This is a genomic window from Dietzia sp. UBA5065 (assembly GCA_002415925.1).
Classification (GTDB): Bacteria; Actinomycetota; Actinomycetes; order Mycobacteriales; family Mycobacteriaceae; genus Dietzia.
Genome location: DIAZ01000050.1, coordinates 14,208 through 31,026 on the forward strand (window position 1 = coordinate 14,208; position 16,819 = coordinate 31,026).

Consider the following 16,819-nt stretch of genomic DNA (forward strand, 5'->3'; position numbering starts at 1 on the left):
CGCTGCGGCTGTGACATGCGCTGCCTGAATGGACCATTCCGGACGCGTGCCCCCCGCGTTTCCGGGCATTCCCGCAGCGCAGGGCAAAGGCGCAGCGCATCCGGCCCGGGTCGCGCTGCCGGTCTGCACGCGTCCCGCCGCTTCTGCCGCGCCCCCCCGCTTCTGCCGCGCCCCGCCGCCGGAGTCCGGTGTCCGGCGGACGGGCCGTGGCGGTGCCCCGTATCGTGGGCGTCGTGGGTAGACGTCATCGCCATAATGAGCCCAAGTCCGGCGGCAACCGCCAGGCAAAGATCGCCGCACGAGCGGCCGAGCGTGAGGAACTGAGCGTCGAGCCGCGGCCGTTCGCCGGGTTCGCCGGGGAATGCGACATGGTCGCGATGCGCGAGTTCGTGCCGTCCGCCACCACGCGCCTCGCCACGCCCGGAGACGGCCGGGACATCACGCTGGCCACCGTCCTGCCCGGTGCCATCGCCGGCCTGGTGCGCGACGAGTTGCTGGGCGGCGAGGCCCTGGTGGGGCTCCAGGTGCAGGTCCACGGACCGGACCCGGCCGCCGACCTGGCGTACGCGGTGGACTGGGCCTCGCGGGCCGGGGGCGGCGAGACGCTGACCAGCTCGCACCCGAGCGACTCCACCCCGGCGTTGGCCGACGTCGTGGTGGCCGACGCCCCGCTGGAGATCGCGGTCCACCCGGACTTCTCGTGGTGGCTCGCCGACGGCGCCCAGGTCAGCCCCGAGATCGCCCAGGCCATCAAGAACGCCAACGAGGTCATGATGCCCTCCGCCCGCGTCACCGCCGACGGCATCGAGGCGGCCTGGTGGGTCGACGCCGGGGAGAAGGCCCACATCCGCTGGGTGCGACCGGAGGACGAGGACGCACTGTTCGAGGCGCTCGCGCGCGTCCACGCCGCCGGTGGCCTCCACCTGGGCGAGGGTTCGCGGTTCGCCGGGTCGTTCCGGACCCACGGGCTGCTCGTGCCGGTGTTCGACCTGGACCCGGAGATGCATCACCAGGAGTGGGCGCCGGGCCTGCAGGAACTCGACGCGCGTCTGGGCGAGGCGCTCGCACAGGAGGGGCCGCTCGGCTCGGACGAGCGCGCCTCCCGCGACGGGCTGCGCGCGCGCCAGGTCACCCTGCGCTGATCCGGCACCGACCCCCGGCCGCGGCCGGGGGCCTCTAGTATCCGTTCGTGCGGCGACGAGGTCGCCGATCAGGACGTGGAGCTCAGGGGGTGGGATCGGCCGTGGTCGACCAGCGGGGGACAGGCGACGACGAGCCGCCCCGGCCTCCCGGGGTGACCGTCCCGCCGTGGCTGCGGACCGGGCCGACCGCCGACCCGTCGGTGCCGTCCCCGCCCGCGGTTGACCAACCGGACGCCGGGCATCAGGAGCGCCCCCGTGAGCCCGCCCCCGCCCGCATCCGGCTGGGCGCGTCGCGGCACGGGGGTGAGCCGCCCGCGGCGATCGGGGACCCCGGCCGGGCGGAGGACCTGTCCTCGCTGCCCTTCGGCTCCGGGCGGGCGGGATCCACGCGGCGGGACCGGGAGGGCCGCGCCGCCCCCGAGACCGCGTCCCCGCCCGGTCCCGGTGCGCGGTCGCGTCGCCTCGGCCTCGCCGCGGCAGCCGGCGTGGCCGTGCTGACCGGGTCGGCGGTCCTGGGGTTCGTCCTCACCCGCGGGGTCGTGGCACCGACGGGCGAGGAGCCGACGGGCTGCGTCGCGGTCTCCGGGCCGGGCCGCGTGGCGGGTGACGGGCCGGGGTCGCTGGACGGCCCGCTCGAGGCCGTGCTCGCGTTCGACCACGCCTACTACGTCGAGCGGTCCGCGGCGAAGGCGTTCGAGGCGGTCTCGCCGACGAGCCGGATGACGGAGGAGCAGCTCCGTACCGACGGGGTGGACCGGGTTCCCCCGGGCACCACCCACTGCGTCGACGCGCGGGAACTGTCGCCCACGCTCCTCGAGGTGACCCTGACGGAGACCCCGCCGGACGGCGAGCCGGTGATCATCCGGCAGCGTGTCCGGGTGGCGGAGAACCCGGACGGCACGTGGGGGATCGTCTCGATCACCCCGGCGGGGTGAGCCGGGCGGGCTCCGCTCAGGGCCCGGACTCGAGGTAGTCCTGCGGTGGGGTCCGCCCCGAGGCGACGGCGTCGAAGAACTCGGTCGTGCTGGGGCCCCACACCAGGTAGGAACCCACGTCGCCGGACTCCATGCCGTCGTACGGTGCGGTCACGGTGAGCGGGTCGCCCCGGAGCTTCCACATCACCGAGGCGAGGTTCCAGATGTGGTCGCCGGTGTCCACGGTCGCGGACGCGGCGGCGGAGTCGACCAGGGGCAGCGCGGTGAACGGGTTGAGCAGGATCCCCGGGGACATGGTCTTGCGCATGAGCGCGCCCAGGAACTGCCGCTGGTTGCGGACCCGCTGGAGGTCCTGTTCGGCGAACCCGTAGCGGGTCCTGACGAACCCGAGGGCCTGCGGGCCGGTCAGGGTCTGGCACCCGGCGGCCAGGTCGAGGCCGGCCAGCGGGTCGTTGATCGGCTCGTCCAGGCAGAGGTCCACGCCCCCGACCGCGTCGACGATCCCGGCGAAGCCGCCGAAACCGATCTCCGCGTAGTGGTCGATCCGGACCCCGCTCTGTTCCTCGAGGGTCTGGGTCAGCAGGGCCGGGCCGCCGAACGCGTAGGCGGCGTTGAGCTTGTTCTGCCCGTAACCGGGGATGTCGACCAGCAGGTCGCGGGGCAGCGAGATGAGCATGGTCCTGCCGCCGTCCCGCGGCGTGTAGACCAGCATCATGGTGTCGGTGCGTCTGCCGCCGGCGTCGGATTCCGACCCGGTCGACAGCTGGGCCTGCTGCTCCGGGGTGAGCCCCTCGCGGGAGTCCGTGCCCACCAGCAGCGTGACGGTGCCCGGGGTCTTCCCGCCGCGGCCGGGGTAGTCGGTGAGGGCGTCGATCCGCTGCAGCGTGGAGTCGGCCCAGATCACGCCCGCCACGCCCAGGGTGAGGACCACGACCAGGATCAGGCCCAGGATGCGCAGGGGGCCCGGTCGGCGGGTGCGGGGCGCCCGGTGCGCCCGGCGGTCGCGCGGTGGCGCAGCGGCCCGCGGTCGCCCGCCGTCGGGCCGTTGCGCCCGCGGGTCGACGGGCTGGCGGTAGGGGTCGCGGGTGTCGGCCCGGGGCCGGGGCGACCGCTCGGGGGGCCGGCCGGTGTGGCGCGCGCTCCCGCCCCGGGGCAGCGGCTCGGGTTGCTGGCGGGGCTGGTAGCCGGTCCGGCCCGCGGGCCGCTCGCGCCGGGGCGCGGGGTCGCGTGGCGCGCCGGGGTCGGCGTAGCCGCGTGCCTCGCGTGCGCGCCGCCTGAGTTCGGCGGCCTCCTCTGGCGTGAGGTGCCGGCGCCTGGGGTCGTCGGTCATGGGATCGGACTCTACTTGGCGTCCTGCACGCGCGGCGGGTCGGACAGCGCCGCGGAGGGCAGGGTCACACGGCCCGTCACAGCCACGACACGTGCGGGGCCAGCACCGCGTACCCGAGGAACGCCGCCACATCCAGGAGGGTGTGCGCCAGGATGAGCGGCCACAGCCGGCGCGTCCGCATCCAGTACAGCGCAAACACGAGTCCCATCGCGAGGTTCCCCAGCCCGCCGCCGAAGCCCTGGTACAGGTGGTACGACCCGCGCAGCAGCGCCGTGCCGGCCAGGGCGACCGCCGGCGGGACGCCGAGTTGCCGCAGGCGCACGAGCAGGTAGCCCACCACGAGGACCTCCTCGGCGGCACCGTTGCCCGCCGCGGCCAGGACCAGCACGAGCGGCCGCCACCACGTCTCCGTGAGGCCCGAGGCCGAGACCTGCAGGTTGGCCCCCGCCGCCACCGCGCCGAGGTAGAGCGCGAGGCCGGGGATCCCGATGGCGGCGGTCAGCGCGAGCCCCCAGGCCACCTGGCGGCCGGCGCGCTCCCGGACCAGCCCGACCGCCCGCGGGCCGATCCCGGTGTGGGCGAGGAGCACCAGCGGCAGCGCGGCCCACGCCACCAGCCGGAGGACCCCGAGCAGTTGGTAGGCGAGGTCGAGCCAGGCGTGGGTGGACCGGGAGGCGTTGAGCGCGGCGGTCTGCTCGTCCAGGGCCTCGGGCGCGAGCAGCGCGGAGACCAGGTCGAGGACCGAGTACAGGCCGGAGAGCCCGAAGGTCACCAGGAGGACGACGACGAGCTCCGCCGCCAGGAGCCGGCGGGTGCGCGGGTCGGTGACCGGGTCGAACCTCGAGGCGAAGCGCCGGAACGCCTCGCGCGGCGAGAGCGCCCGTCGGGCCCGGCCCGCCCGGGTCACCCCGACCGCCGGACGTCGCGGACCAGCCGGTCCATCCACCGTGTTCCGGGGGCGGACTGCTGGGCGGTCGTCGTGTACGCGATCCACCAGCGCTCGTCGCCGGACCCGAACACCGCGGCGTAGACCAGGCCGCCGGAGTCCGGGTCGGAGTCCGCGTCGGGGACCACCACGTAGGAGACCGCGGCCCCGTCGCCCGCACCGGTGCCGAGGTCGACGGTGCGCTGTTCGTCGGGGGTGCCGCTGACACCCATGACGTACAGCTGGATGGTCTCCGCCAGGGCGTTCGCCGCCCCCCGGTCGTCGCCGACGGCCGCCGCGGCGATGCCCGGCTCCAGCCGCCCGGCCAGGATGCGGGTGTCGAGCGCGCGCCCGGATCCGACCGGCACCAGCATGAGGCTGCCGAACTCCGGGCTGTCGGCCACCACCCACCCGACCGGGACGGGGACGTCCAGGCCGGACGCGGGGTCAACGTGGTGGGCGCCGTGCAGGGTGGAGTCCCTGGGCAGGACGGCCTCCGGGGTCGTCACCACCGACACGATCAACAGGGCGGCGAGCAACCCCAGCGCCACGTGGATCGTGCGCGGCCCGCGCTTCTCCTCCGGTGTCAGGTGAGAGGCGTCGGGGGCCGGATCGTGGTCGGGGGCGGGGGAGTCGTCGGAACCCATCGGGGGAGAGACTAGCAACGTCCGGGGTGTAGACCTGTGGTCATGACGGTGTCGCTCGAACTGCTCAGCCGCGGTCCCTCCCGCCCGGATCTGCTGGAGGACCTCGTCGCGGACGAGTCCGGGCTCGCGGCCACGCTCGCCCGCTGGGCTGTTCCGGCCCCCGCCGCGGTGGCGCCGGACCCGGAGACCGGTCTCCCGGGATCCGAGGTGGTCGCGGTCGTCCTCGCCCGGGGCGCCGCCGCCGTCGTCGATGTGGCACCGGGCCTGGCCGGGGCGGGACCCGCGGTGGACCACCTGGTGGACCTCCTGGCGGTCGCGGCCCACTCGGGCGTCGGCTTCGGGTCGGGTCTGGTCCCCCGGTGCGCGGACGCCGGGCAGGTGTGGGCCCTGCTCGCCGGGGCTGTCGCCGCCATGACGGGGGGTGACGTCCGGGCCGCGCTCGCCGCCCCCGACCCGGATGCGCTGCTCGCGCTCCCGCGGGCCGCCCGCGAGGCGATACGGGACGTGGTGACGTGTGTGATCGTCCCGTCCCGGGACGTGGACGAGGTCTCGGCGGACCTCGCCTCCGCGCACCTTCCCTGAGGCTGGCTAGTCTTGTCGTCGTGGTCACCGTCGCCTACCTCGGCCCGCCCGGAACCTTCGCCGACGCCGCCCTGCACCGTTTCCGTGCGGACGCGCGTACCTCCGCGCTGCTCGACGGCGCCGAGGCCGTCCCGGCCGGCACCCCGGACGAGGCGCTGGACCTCGTCCGGGCGGGCGCCGCCGACTACGCGTGCGTGCCGTTCGAGAACTCCGTCGACGGCACCGTCAACCCCACCAGCGACTCCCTCGCGGAGGGGGCGCGGCTGCAGATCTTCGCGGAGAACGAGCTCGACGTGGTCTTCTCCATCCTCGTCCGGCCCGGTACCGCGGCCGCCGACGTCCGGGTGCTGAGGACCCACCCGATCGCCGCGGCGCAGGTCCGGCGATGGGTCGCCGCGCACCTGCCGGGCGCCCGCATCGAGACGACCTCGTCCACCGCGGCCGGAGCCGAGGAGGTGGCGGCCGGCAGCGCCGACGCCACGGCCGCCCCCGCGCGGGCGGGCCAGATCAACGGGCTGGTCCCGCTCGCGGAGGACGTCGCCGACGTGGGCGGGGCCCGGACCCGGTTCGTCCTGGTGGGACGCCCCGGGCCGCCGCCCGAGCGGACCGGGCACGACCGGACCTGCGTCGTCTTTGGCCTGCCGCACGAGCCCAACTCGCTGGTCCAGGCGCTCACCGAGCTGTCGATCCGTCAGATCGACCTCACGCGGATCGGGTCCCGGCCCACGCGGGTCGAGCGGTTCACCTACCTGTTCCACGTGGACCTGGTCGGACACATCGACGACCCGGCGGTGGCCGAGGCCCTGGCGGCCCTGCACCAACGGACCGCCGGTCTGCGCTTCCTCGGGTCGTGGCCGGTGGCGGACGGCCTCGCCGCGGGCTCGCCGCCGCCGGATCGCGGCGAGGCGCTCGACTGGATCGACGGCCTCCGGCGGGGGGCGGGATCGTGAGCGCGCGCCTGCACCTGGTCCGGCACGGGCAGACCCCGTCGAACGTCGCCGGAGCCCTGGACACCGCCCTGCCGGGGGCGCCGCTCACCGACCTCGGACGGGACCAGGCGAGGGCGGTCGGGCAGGAGCTCGCCGGGTCGGGGATCTCGCCGTCGGTGATCCTCAGTTCCGAGGCCGCCCGCGCCCGCGAGACCGCCGGGCTGATCGCCGGGGCGATGGGGCTGCCCACCCAGGCCGTGCCCGGCCTGATCGAGGTCCAGGCCGGGGAGTACGAGATGCGGACCGGGCCCGAGGCGCTCCTGTCCTACAACCGGGTGGTCCGCGACTGGCTGGAGGACGGCGACCTCGCCTCGAGCCTGCCCGGCGGCGAGAGCGCGCTGGCCGTGCGCGACCGGGCGATGCCCGTGATCGCCGAGCTGCGCGAGTCCCACCTGGACAACGGCACGGACGTGGTGCTGGTGGTCCACGGCACCCTCATGAGGATGATCGCCGTGTTCGCCGGGGCCGCCCCCTCGCAGTGGGCGCTGAGCAACAGGATCCCCAACTGCGGGGTCATCGAGCTGGCGCCGGACCGCGGCGGCTGGTCCTGCGAGCGGTGGGGCGACCACCTGGGGCGCCCGCAGGTCTGACCCGCCCGGCCGGGCTCGTCAGCCCCAGCCCAGCTCGTGCAGCGTGTGCTCGTCGATCCCGAAGTGGTGCGCGATCTCGTGGATGACCGTCACCGCCACCTCGTGGACGAGCTGCTGCTCGGTCGTGCAGAACTCGCAGAGCGCGCCCCGGTAGATCGTGATGGTGTCCGGGAGGTAGCCCGAGTAGGTGGTGTCGCGCTCGGTGAGCGCCACGCCCTCGTACAGGCCGAGGAGGTCGGGTTCCTCCGGGTGGCGGTCGGCGACGAGCACCACGACGTTGTCCATCGCGGCGAACAACTCGTCGGGCACGGAGTCCAGCGCGTCGTCGACGAGCGCCTCGAACCTGGCCTCGCCCACGACGAGCGTCACGGCGTGCCGCCGGGGACCGGGACCGACACCGTCCCGGACGCCTCCCCCGCCGGGGCGCCGGGGACCGCGGGCGCCGGACCGGGGGCGGGGAGCGACGTGGTGGTGGGCGCGACCGGCGTGGCGCCGTCGATCAGCACCCCCTGGCGGGCGGACCCCCTGAGGACCGCGAACGGCCCGGGATCGGCGGCCTTCATCAGCCCGCAGTTCACGGTCCGGCTCCCGGTGGCCCAGGAGATCGGCGAGATCGGGTTCACGAGGGTCGAGATCAGGGTCGTGCGGCGGAGCGCCTCGGCGTCCCCGAGGTAGGCGACCCCGGCGGCGCGGCAGGCCTCCGCGGTGAGCTCGGACTGCACCCGTGGCTCCGGAGGGGTGGGGCCCTCCGGGAACGTCCCGGTCACGTCGAGGTCGGAGACGATCTCGATCGAGTGGTCGGCGGAACACGGCAGCGGTGCCCCCGGCAGGCCCGCGTCGGTGAAGCCCAGGCAGGTCCCCGGCTCCCACCATCGGTGCTGGTCCGCCTCCGCGAACACCCCGGTGGAGGGGGCGGACCGCCCGTCGAGTTCGGAGGCGGCGACGCCGCACAGCACCGCGTGGTCGCCCTTGGCCCACCCCTCCGCCGACGGTGGGACGACCAACCCGGTGAACCGGCCGACGGGGTCGACCTCGCGGCCCCCGGCGTAGCGGGTGACGAGCGGCAGGCACCGGTCCGTGCCCACGGCAGCCAGGTCCGACGAGTCCGGGAGCGGGGCGTCGTCGCCGAAGCCCGGCACGTCGATGAGGTCGATGCGGCCGGCGACCTCGAAGCGGTGGGGCTCGGCGCAGTCGACGGTGGTGAACGCGGTGACGCGGTCCGCGGTGTCGACCGCCCAGGTCAGGCAGGTTCCGGGCGCGGCGTTCGCGTAGGCGGGACCGGACAGCGTCCGGGGGTCGACCTGCGGGACGATCGCCGCGATGCGTTCCGCCCGGGGCGAGTTCGGGTCGCCTATCGCCGAGGCCATGAGTCCGCCCGTCACCGCCCCGCCGGCCAGGATCGCGACGAGGGAGGACACGACCGCGCCCCGGGTCCGGAGCAGGGACCGACCCGGGTGCGGTGATCGGGAGACAGTGGTCATCACGTCCATGATGCCGCAACTTCGTGTTGCCGATAGGATCACCGGCATGAGCGGACACGGACACGACGAGGCGGGCGGTCCGCAGGCGGGTTCCCGCGAGCCACGTGAGGGCGTGGACCCGGAGGTCCTCGAGTTTGCGCAGATGCTGTTCCAGCTCGCGCGGGACGGGGAGACGGAACGGCTGGCGGCCTTCGTCGACGCGGGCGTGACCCCCGATCTGACCAACGAGCGCGGGGACGCGCTGCTCATGTTGGCGGCCTACAACGGTCACCCCGCGACCGTGCGGGCCCTGGTGGCCCGCGGCGCGACGGTGGACCGGGCCAACGACCGTGGTCAGACCCCCCTCGCCGGCGCCGTGTTCAAGGGCTACGGCGAGGTGGTCCGGGTGCTGTTCGAGGCGGGCGCGGATCCGTATGCGGGGACCCCCACCGCCGTGGACACCGCACGCATGTTCGAGAAGGACGCGTTCCTCGAGCTCTTCGGGGTCTGACCCCCCGGGTGCCCCGGCGCGCGCCCGCTAGGCTTGTCGCCGTGATCGATCTCAAGCTGCTCCGCGAGAACCCCGACCTCGTCCGCGACTCCCAGCGCACCCGCGGGGAGGACCCGTCCCTGGTGGACCGGTTGCTGGCCGCGGACGAGGCGCGCCGGACCTCGATCTCCGCCGCCGACGGCGCGCGGGCCGAGCAGAAGGCCCACGGCAGGATGGTCGGTCAGGCCGCCCCCGAGGACCGCCCCGCGTTGCTCGAGGCCGCGGGCGCGCTCAAGCAGGCCGTCAAGGACGCCGAGGAGGCCGAGAAGGCCGCCGCGGCCGAGGTCGACCGGATCCAGCGGGCGCTGTCCAACGTCGTGGAGGAGGGCACCCCCGCCGGCGGCGAGGACGATTTCGTGGAGATCGAGCGGGTCGGCGAGATCCCCACCTTCGACTTCCAGCCCAGGGACCACCTCGAGCTGGGCGAGAGACTGGGGCTGCTGGACATGGAGCGCGGCGCCAAGGTCTCGGGTGCCCGCTTCTACTTCCTCACCGGGGACGGCGCCCTGCTCCAGCTGGGGATGCTGCAGCTCGCCGCCCAGAAGGCCACGGCCCACGGCTTCACCCTGATGATCCCGCCGGTCCTCGTGAAGCCCGAGATCATGCAGGGCACCGGGTTCCTCGGCTCGCACGCCGACGAGATCTACCACCTGGCCGACGACGACCTCTACCTGGTCGGCACCTCCGAGGTCGCCCTGGCGGGCTACCACCAGGGCGAGATCCTGGACCTGTCGGACGGGCCCAAGCGCTACTGCGGCTGGTCCTCGTGCTTCCGCCGCGAGGCGGGCAGCCACGGGAAGGACACCCGCGGCATCATCCGCGTCCACCAGTTCGACAAGGTGGAGATGTTCTCCTGGTGCGCGCCGGAGGAGGCGCACGGGGAGCACCTGCGCCTGCTGGCCCTCGAGAAGGAGATGCTGCTGGCCATGGGCCTGCCGTTCCGCGTGATCGACATCGCCGGCGGCGACCTCGGCTCGTCGGCGGCACGCAAGTACGACTGCGAGGCGTGGGTCCCCACCCAGGGGACCTACCGCGAGCTCACCTCGACCTCCAACTGCACGACGTTCCAGGCCCGCCGGTTGGGCGTCCGGTACCGGGACGACACCGGCAAGCCGCAGACGGTCGCCACCCTCAACGGCACCCTGGCCACCACGCGGTGGCTCGTGGCGATCCTCGAGAACCACCAGCAGGCGGACGGCTCCGTGGTCGTGCCGGAGGCGCTGCGCCCGTTCGTCGGCAAGGACGTGCTCGAGCCCCGCTAGTGCCTGCGTCCGCCGGGACGCCGGTCCTACCCGGGTCAGATCCCGAATGCCCGCGGGTACCGCACCAGTCCGGGCGGTATCCGGGCACCCGGGTCGAGCCGCAGCACCATGAGGGACTCGTCGGGCACCTCGATCGACAACCGGATCCCGTGGGTGGAGGCCCGTTCGAATCCGAACCGCGGGTAGTAGTCGGGGTGGCCCAGGACGACGACGAGGGATTCCCCCGCCCGGCGGGCCGCCTTCAGCGCGGCGGCCGTGACCGCCGTCCCCACGCCTTCGCGCTGACGGTCCGGCCGGACCGAGCACGGAGCGAGGCACAGCGCAGACGCTGTGCCGATGTGGCAGCGGGTGAGCAAGGAATGGCCCACCAGGTGACCGGCGGCGTCCACAGCCACCCAGCTCAAACCGTCGATCCACGCCTCTTCATCGGCGCGGAGCGCGTCGACGAGGTCTGCCTCGTCAACGTCGGGGAAGGCCGCGAGGACCACCTCCCGCACGGACGGCGCGTCGCTGGCCGTCTCGGGACGGACGGTGACGTGGGCGGTCACGGGCGGAACAGCATCATCACGCCGCTCGCGCTGGCGCAGATCCGGCCGTCGGTGTCGGTGACCTTGACCTGGACCACGCAGGTCGAGCGGCCCACGTGCTCCACCTCGGCGGCGATCGTGGCCGGTGTGCACTCCAGGCGCAGCGCCCGGATGTAGCGGACGGTCAGGTCCAGGGTGTTGTAGCCGACGCCCGGCTCGACGACCGTGGCCGTGGCGTACCCCAGCGCCGAGTCGACCCAACCCGAAACGATCCCGCCGTGGACGGTGCCGCCGTTGTTGAGCGCCCATTCGGCGGGTTCGGCCGTCATGACGATCGCGCGCTCCGCGACCGAGTCGAGTCGGAGTCCCAGGGTGAGCGCACCGGGGGAGAGGTGGCGCTCCCCGTCGAGGACCCGCTGCAGCGCGTCCATGCCCGCGTGTGGCGCCCGTGCGGTGTCGGCGGGCGGTGCCGGCCAGGTGTAACTGCGGCTCCGCGGGGCGGAATCGGGGGGCGTGTCGGGGTCCACCCGGCTGAACCTACCGGGAGCCGGGTACGTCGGTGGGGCCGGGCCGCTACGCTGAGCCCTGTGGAATTGCTCTATACGGGGATCATCGGGTTCGCCCGCGTAATGTTCAAGGTCCAGGGCCTGGACCTCAGGATTCGCGGGGCGCGGAATTTCCCCGAGGTCGGCGGCGCGGTGGTGGTGATGAACCACACCGGGTACCTCGACTTTGTCTACGGGGGCATCCCGGCGCGCGTGCACAAGCGGTTCATCCGCTACATGGCCAAGGTCGAGGTCTTCGACCACAAGGTGTCCGGGCCGATCATGCGCGAGCTCAAGCACATCCCCGTGGACCGCACGGCCGGCAAGGCGTCCTTCGACGAGGCGGTGAACCGGCTCCGGGCCGGCGAGTTGGTGGGGGTGTTCCCCGAGGCCACCATCAGCCGCAGCTTCGAGATCAAGGGCTTCAAGTCGGGGGCGGTGCGCATGGCGGTGGCCGCGGACGTCCCGATCATCACCGTGACCCTGTGGGGCTCGCAGCGCGTGTGGACCAAGGGACTGCCCAAGAAGCTGCTGCGCCCCAAGGTGCCGATCCACATGGTGGTGGGTGAGCCGATGACCGCCTACGAGCCGGTGGACGAGTGCACCGAGGAACTCCGTTCGAGGATGCAGGTGACCCTCGAGGAGATCCAGACCGAGTACGCCCGGCTCCACGGCCCGTACCCTCCCGGTGCCAACTGGGTCCCCGCCCGCCTCGGCGGCTCGGCCCCGACGCTCGAGGAGGCGACCGCGCTGGACGAGGCCGAGCAGGCGGAACGGATGCGCCGCCGGGCCGGGGCGGTGGGTGAGGCGGGCGCTGACGCCCCGGAGGGACCGGCGGGCCCGGACGCTCCGTGACGACCCGTTCCAGGCCGCTGCTCGTCGCCACGGATGTCGACGGAACGCTGATCGGCACGGACCACCTGGTCCCGGAGGCGAACCGCGCGGTGGTCGAGGATCTGGTGGCGGACGGCGCGACGTTCGTCCTGGCGACGGGACGGCCGCCGCGGTGGCTGGCACAGGTGGTCGACCAACTCCCGGTCGCGCCCCTCGCGGTGTGCGCCAACGGGGCCGTCATCATGGACACCGACAGCGGTGAGTTCCTCAGCACCCGGCTGCTCGAGGCGGAGACGCTGGCGGCGATCGACGAGATCCTCCGTTCGCTGCTGCCGGGCAGCGGGATCGCGGCCGAGCGGCTGGGCGAGGACGCCGCCGACGCGGACTTCGTGGCCAGCCCGGACTACGAACACGCCTGGATCCACCCCGAGCACCTCGAGGTCGGTCACTCGGAGGTGCTCTCCCGGCCGGTGCTCAAGCTCCTGGCGAGGGTCCCGGGCATGCCCAGCGCCGACATGGTCGCCGCGTTGCGCGGCGAGGTGGACCACCTGGCCGACCTCACCTACTCCACGACCGACGGGCTCATCGAGTTCGCCGCGCGCGGCGTGACCAAGGCGAGTGGTCTGGCGGAGGTCGCGGCCGGCACCGCGGCGTCCACCGCCACCCCGTCCGTCGTCCCGGTCACGGTCGCCTTCGGGGACATGCCCAACGACCTCGAGATGCTCCGGTGGGCGGACCACGGGGTGGCCATGGGGAACGCGATCCCGTCGGTCCACGCAGCGGCGGACGAGGTCACGCTCACCAACGACGAGGCGGGCCTGGCGCACGTGCTGCGCCGCTGGTGGACCTGAGCGTCAGGTCGGGGGCGCGGACCGGTCCCCATCACTTCCCCGGTGTGCCCGCCGCCCCGTTGGAGGGGCGGCGGGCACACCTGATGGGATCCGGCCCGCGAGTCTGGTCGGCCGACGGTGACCGTCGGCCGGGGATCAGGGGTTCGGCTCCACCGTGAGCTCGGTGGTGGCCGGGTCGAAGACCAGCGTGCCGCCCACGAACCGCTGGGCGATCGTCCCGTCGGCGCGCTCGGCCTCGGCGGACACCGGGAGTCCGAGCGGGCCGTGTTCGAAGCCCTGGGAGGCCCAGGCGTCGCCGATCGCGCCCCACACCGGGTGGGTGCCGGTCTCCGGGGAGGAGTACAGCGCGCCGTTCTCGTACTTGACCAGGGAGACGTTGCCGAACCTCTGGATCCCGGAGAGCGCCTTGCCGAGCGGGCCGGCGAGTTGGGAGGCGAGTCGGCCGAAGTCGCCACCGATCACGGCCTGCACCGAGCCCGCGCTCACCGGGATGTCGGACAGCGACTTGCCCCCGGTGAGGATCCTGGTCAGGGCGGCGGCGTCCAGCTTGCCGCCGGTCAGCACGGTCCGGAGCGCCGAGGTCACCGCGTCCTGGACGCTGCCCTGCGTCACGCCCGGGATCGTCGTGCCGGTGCCGGTGCCCGGCCGCGGGGTCGTCCCGGGGTTGGACGTGGCGGGGGGCGCGGGGTTGGACGGCGCCGGGTTGGACGGGGCGGGGGTCCCGCCGCCGCTCTTGGCGTAGGCGGCCGCGATGTCGCGGATCTGGCCCATCTTGGCGTACCCGGCGTCGCCGGGGCACGAGGTGGTGCCGACGTCGCGGTGGGCGAAGATGTTGGGCAGCCGGACCGCGGTGCCGGCCGAGTACTTGGTGTACGAGGTGCCCTCGGAGTAGTGGGTGTCGGTGCCCTTGGGATCGATGCCGGCGATCGACAGGCGCCAGCCGATCACCTCGCCCATCTTCCGGACGGTGGCGTCGGACGGCGCGACGGTCGAGTAGTCGCCCATCATCGAGATGCCGAAGGTGTTGCCGTTGAACCCGCCGGCGTGGGCGCCCTGGACGTTGCGGGTGAGCCCGCCGCGGCGACCCTCGAAGGCCTGCCCGTACTTGTCGACCAGCACGTTGTAGCCGACGTCGCACCAGCCGAGGTTGCGGGCGTGGTAGACGTAGATGCCCCGGACGACGCCCGCGGACTCCTCGCGCGAGTAATTGTTGCTGCCCGCCGTGTGATGGACCGTGGCGGCGGCGAGGCTGCTGTCGTAGGTCGTGCCGCCGCAGCGGATCGACTCGTCGGCGCCCCAGCCGGATCGGGTGATGATGGACGGCTGCTTGGCCGCGACGTCGCCGTTCGCGCCCGTGCCGCCCGTGGCCGCGATGTCGCCGAACGCCTCGGCGTCGGGGGTCGGGGTGTCGTCGGGGGAGATCAGGACGGCGGTGACGGAGTCCGCGCCGGTGTCGGTGGTCTCGGCGACCGGCTTGATGTCGGCGTAGCGGGTCGGGATCGGCGGCGAGACGTCGTCGGCGGCCGAGGCGGCCGGACGCGCGGGCGCCGGGGCGGGTGTCGGCGACGCGGGCTCGGCCGGGGCGGGCTCGGGCGCGGCGGGCTCGGCGGGCGCCGGCTCTGCGGGGGCGTCGGGTGCCCCGGCGAGCGAGGTGTCGGCGAGGTCGACCCCGGAGAGCGCGATCTGGACGGCGGTGGTGTCGGTGCCCAGGTAGACGGGCTCGGTGCCGCCGGTGCCGGTGGTGCTCTCGGCCTTGCCGTCGACGGCCTCGGCCTGGTACCAGGGGCCCCACGTGCCGTCGGGGTTCTTGGCGCGCATCGCGGCGGTGGCCTGGGGGTGGTGGCCCGTCCAGGTCACACCGACCATCGAGAACGGGGTCTCGGAGGTGACCTCCTTGACCGGGGCGCCGCCGCCCGCGATGTCGGAGTCCACCCCGGTCGCCGTGGGGGCGTCGGAGAGGGGGACGGTGGTCTCGCCGGTGGGGGCGGCCGAGCCCGAGGTGGCGGCGATGTCCGCGGAGTCGACGAGTCGGTCGGAACCGGAGACGGCGAGGGGCGTGACCACGGACGCCGCGACCGCCACCGCGAGGGCGAGGGTCCGGCGTCGACCGCTGACGTACAGGGGGCGGCGTCGTGTTCTCAAGGGCTTCTCCAGATCAGCTGTCTGTGGTCCGCGGTCGGGGCTGCGGGCACTTCTCCCCGTGGGCCGCGTCGGGACGCGACCACTGGGACGTATGTGACGATCGAGGTCAATGGTAGCCAAGAAACGTGTGAAACCAAGTGGTACGGCTGGGGTTTTTGGGATCACAACCGTGTGGTTTCGAACCGGCGTACGACGACGAGGAGGCCCGACGTGCGACCTGAGCAGCGGCCCGGTCCCCGGGAGTGGTCCTCCTCGTCGTCGTCGGGTGTGGCCTGTAGGTCGTCCCCCCTCCCGCCGGATACGCTCGGACCCGGACCCGCGCCGACCGGTGCGCGGTCGCGAGGGCATCAACCGAAGGGAAGTCGGGCATGGCGGACGAGCGGCAGTGGGGGACCTACGACCTCATCGTGGTGGGGTCGGGATTCTTCGGACTGACGGTCGCCGAGCGGGCCGCGGCCGAGCTCGGCAAGCGCGTCCTGGTGCTGGACCGGCGGCACCACATCGGCGGCAACGCCTACTCGGAGGCCGAGCCCGAGACCGGGATCGAGATCCACAAGTACGGCGCGCACCTGTTCCACACCTCCAACGAGCGCGTGTGGGAGTACGTCAACCGCTTCACCGACTTCACCGGCTACCAGCACCGGGTGTTCTGCATGTACTCCGGCACGGCGTACCAGTTCCCGATGGGCCTGGGCCTGATCAACCAGTTCTTCGGCCGCTACTACTCGCCGGACGAGGCGCGCGCGCTCATCGCCGAGCAGGCCTCGGAGTTCACCGCCGAGGACGCCGCGAACTTCGAGGAGAAGGCCATCTCCCTGATCGGCCGCCCGCTGTACGAGGCGTTCATCAAGGGCTACACCGCCAAGCAGTGGCAGACCGACCCCAAGAACCTGCCCGCCGGCAACATCACGCGGCTGCCCGTGCGCTACACCTTCGACAACCGCTACTTCTCCGACACGTACGAGGGGCTGCCCGTCGACGGGTACACCGCGTGGCTCGAGAACATGGCGGCCGACGACAAGATCGACGTGGTGCTGGACACCGACTGGTTCGACGTGCGCGACGCAGTGCGCGCCGCCAGCCCCGACGCGCCCGTGGTCTACACCGGCCCGCTGGACCGCTACTTCGACTACGCCGACGGCGAGCTCGGCTGGCGCACCCTCGACTTCGAGATGGAGGTCCTGCCCACCGGCGACTTCCAGGGCACGCCCGTGATGAACTACAACGACGCCGACATCGAGTTCACCCGCATCCACGAGTTCCGGCACTTCCACCCGGAGCGCAAGGACTACCCCACGGACAAGACCGTGATCATGCGCGAGTACAGCCGGTTCGCCGAGCGCTCCGACGAGCCGTACTACCCGATCAACGAGTCCACCGACCGCGAGAAGCTGGCCGCCTACCGCGAGCGGGCCAAGGCCGAGACCGCCGCCGCCAAGGTGCTGTTCGGCGGCCGCCTGGGCACGTACCAGTACCTCGACATGCACATGGCCATCGCGTCGGCGCTC

General features: G+C 73.6%; 18 protein-coding genes. 10 read left to right on the top strand and 8 right to left on the bottom strand.

All coding sequences use genetic code 11. The features are described from left to right. The first annotated feature begins 233 nt into the window (after window positions 1-233). Window positions 234-1,142 (top strand): DUF5926 family protein, encoded by a 909-nt coding sequence (locus B4M60_RS03760; protein WP_291080427.1) that lies wholly within the window; start codon window positions 234-236, stop codon window positions 1,140-1,142. 89 nt (window positions 1,143-1,231) lie between these two features. Further along, window positions 1,232-2,077, top strand: a complete 846-nt coding sequence (locus tag B4M60_RS03765; protein ID WP_291080429.1) for a hypothetical protein — start codon at window positions 1,232-1,234, stop codon at window positions 2,075-2,077. 16 nt (window positions 2,078-2,093) lie between these two features. Here the strand turns inward: B4M60_RS03765 and B4M60_RS03770 are convergent, their stop codons facing one another. The 3 genes from B4M60_RS03770 to B4M60_RS03780 all read right to left on the bottom strand — a co-directional run bounded on the left by B4M60_RS03770 (window position 2,094) and on the right by B4M60_RS03780 (window position 4,979). Continuing rightward, window positions 2,094-3,407: an LCP family protein gene (locus tag B4M60_RS03770; protein ID WP_291080431.1), complete on the bottom strand. Its 1,314-nt coding sequence runs from the start codon at window positions 3,405-3,407 to the stop codon at window positions 2,094-2,096. Window positions 3,408-3,483: 76 nt separating this feature from the next. After that, window positions 3,484-4,314 (bottom strand): CPBP family intramembrane glutamic endopeptidase, encoded by an 831-nt coding sequence (locus B4M60_RS03775; protein WP_291080433.1) that lies wholly within the window; start codon window positions 4,312-4,314, stop codon window positions 3,484-3,486. Then, a complete protein-coding gene (locus B4M60_RS03780; protein WP_291080435.1) occupies window positions 4,311-4,979 on the bottom strand; it encodes an APA family fibronectin-binding glycoprotein in 669 nt (222 codons plus the stop codon). The genes B4M60_RS03775 and B4M60_RS03780 overlap by 4 nt, the downstream gene beginning before the upstream one ends. Window positions 4,980-5,021: 42 nt before the next feature. Here B4M60_RS03780 and B4M60_RS03785 point away from each other — a divergent pair, with 42 nt between their 5' ends. The 3 genes from B4M60_RS03785 to B4M60_RS03795 are packed head-to-tail and all read left to right on the top strand — an operon-like array spanning window position 5,022 to window position 7,140. Continuing rightward, a complete protein-coding gene (locus B4M60_RS03785; protein WP_291080437.1) occupies window positions 5,022-5,561 on the top strand; it encodes a hypothetical protein in 540 nt (179 codons plus the stop codon). Window positions 5,562-5,581: 20 nt separating this feature from the next. Then, window positions 5,582-6,511: a prephenate dehydratase gene (gene pheA, locus B4M60_RS03790; protein ID WP_291080439.1), complete on the top strand. Its 930-nt coding sequence runs from the start codon at window positions 5,582-5,584 to the stop codon at window positions 6,509-6,511. Then, window positions 6,508-7,140 carry a histidine phosphatase family protein gene (locus B4M60_RS03795; RefSeq protein ID WP_291080441.1) on the top strand — a complete coding sequence of 211 codons (633 nt, stop codon included), beginning with the start codon at window positions 6,508-6,510 and terminating at the stop codon, window positions 7,138-7,140. Before pheA ends, B4M60_RS03795 begins: the two co-directional genes overlap by 4 nt. An 18-nt stretch (window positions 7,141-7,158) precedes the next feature. On the opposite strand, the gene B4M60_RS03800 is transcribed toward B4M60_RS03795, so the two are convergent. Together B4M60_RS03800 and B4M60_RS03805 are read right to left on the bottom strand one after the other, a co-directional pair. Next, entirely contained in the window at window positions 7,159-7,509 is a 351-nt protein-coding gene (locus tag B4M60_RS03800; RefSeq protein ID WP_291080443.1) for a metallopeptidase family protein, read from the bottom strand. Continuing rightward, window positions 7,506-8,621 carry a septum formation family protein gene (locus tag B4M60_RS03805; RefSeq protein ID WP_291080445.1) on the bottom strand — a complete coding sequence of 372 codons (1,116 nt, stop codon included), beginning with the start codon at window positions 8,619-8,621 and terminating at the stop codon, window positions 7,506-7,508. The genes B4M60_RS03800 and B4M60_RS03805 overlap by 4 nt, the downstream gene beginning before the upstream one ends. Before the next feature lie 46 nt (window positions 8,622-8,667). Between B4M60_RS03805 and B4M60_RS03810 the strand changes: the two genes are divergently transcribed. Together B4M60_RS03810 and serS are read left to right on the top strand one after the other, a co-directional pair. Beyond that, window positions 8,668-9,111, top strand: a complete 444-nt coding sequence (locus tag B4M60_RS03810; protein WP_414646722.1) for an ankyrin repeat domain-containing protein — start codon at window positions 8,668-8,670, stop codon at window positions 9,109-9,111. A 41-nt stretch (window positions 9,112-9,152) separates the two neighbouring features. Next, window positions 9,153-10,412 (top strand): serine--tRNA ligase, encoded by a 1,260-nt coding sequence (gene serS, locus B4M60_RS03815; protein WP_291080447.1) that lies wholly within the window; start codon window positions 9,153-9,155, stop codon window positions 10,410-10,412. Window positions 10,413-10,447: 35 nt separating this feature from the next. Here serS and B4M60_RS03820 read toward each other — a convergent pair whose 3' ends face one another. Both B4M60_RS03820 and B4M60_RS03825 read right to left on the bottom strand, forming a co-directional pair. Then, entirely contained in the window at window positions 10,448-10,960 is a 513-nt protein-coding gene (locus tag B4M60_RS03820) for a GNAT family N-acetyltransferase (RefSeq protein ID WP_291080449.1), read from the bottom strand. Next, complete coding sequence (locus tag B4M60_RS03825) at window positions 10,957-11,466, bottom strand: PaaI family thioesterase (RefSeq protein WP_291080451.1); 510 nt, start codon at window positions 11,464-11,466, stop codon at window positions 10,957-10,959. The genes B4M60_RS03820 and B4M60_RS03825 overlap by 4 nt, the downstream gene beginning before the upstream one ends. A gap of 60 nt (window positions 11,467-11,526) precedes the next feature. On the opposite strand from B4M60_RS03825, the gene B4M60_RS03830 reads away from it, so the two are divergent. Both B4M60_RS03830 and B4M60_RS03835 read left to right on the top strand, forming a co-directional pair. Further along, window positions 11,527-12,339 (top strand): lysophospholipid acyltransferase family protein, encoded by an 813-nt coding sequence (locus tag B4M60_RS03830; RefSeq protein WP_291080453.1) that lies wholly within the window; start codon window positions 11,527-11,529, stop codon window positions 12,337-12,339. Next, window positions 12,336-13,169 (top strand): HAD family hydrolase, encoded by an 834-nt coding sequence (locus B4M60_RS03835; RefSeq protein ID WP_291080455.1) that lies wholly within the window; start codon window positions 12,336-12,338, stop codon window positions 13,167-13,169. Before B4M60_RS03830 ends, B4M60_RS03835 begins: the two co-directional genes overlap by 4 nt. 135 nt (window positions 13,170-13,304) lie before the next feature. Here the strand turns inward: B4M60_RS03835 and B4M60_RS03840 are convergent, their stop codons facing one another. Next, window positions 13,305-15,311 (bottom strand): N-acetylmuramoyl-L-alanine amidase, encoded by a 2,007-nt coding sequence (locus tag B4M60_RS03840; RefSeq protein WP_291080457.1) that lies wholly within the window; start codon window positions 15,309-15,311, stop codon window positions 13,305-13,307. Window positions 15,312-15,679: 368 nt separating this feature from the next. Here B4M60_RS03840 and glf point away from each other — a divergent pair. Next, on the top strand, window positions 15,680-16,819 hold a 1,140-nt coding region (glf, locus tag B4M60_RS03845; protein ID WP_291080459.1), incomplete at its 3' end, for a UDP-galactopyranose mutase.

What these genes read in the sequence shown, in the direction of transcription:
- B4M60_RS03770 (WP_291080431.1), bottom strand. Translation starts at nt 3,407, where the DNA reads ATGACCGACGACCCCAGGCGCCGGCACCTCACGCCAGAGGAGGCCGCC.
- B4M60_RS03810 (WP_414646722.1), top strand. Translation starts at nt 8,668, where the DNA reads ATGAGCGGACACGGACACGACGAGGCGGGCGGTCCGCAGGCGGGTTCC.
- B4M60_RS03805 (WP_291080445.1), bottom strand. Translation starts at nt 8,621, where the DNA reads ATGACCACTGTCTCCCGATCACCGCACCCGGGTCGGTCCCTGCTCCGG.
- B4M60_RS03785 (WP_291080437.1), top strand. Translation starts at nt 5,022, where the DNA reads ATGACGGTGTCGCTCGAACTGCTCAGCCGCGGTCCCTCCCGCCCGGAT.
- B4M60_RS03780 (WP_291080435.1), bottom strand. Translation starts at nt 4,979, where the DNA reads ATGGGTTCCGACGACTCCCCCGCCCCCGACCACGATCCGGCCCCCGAC.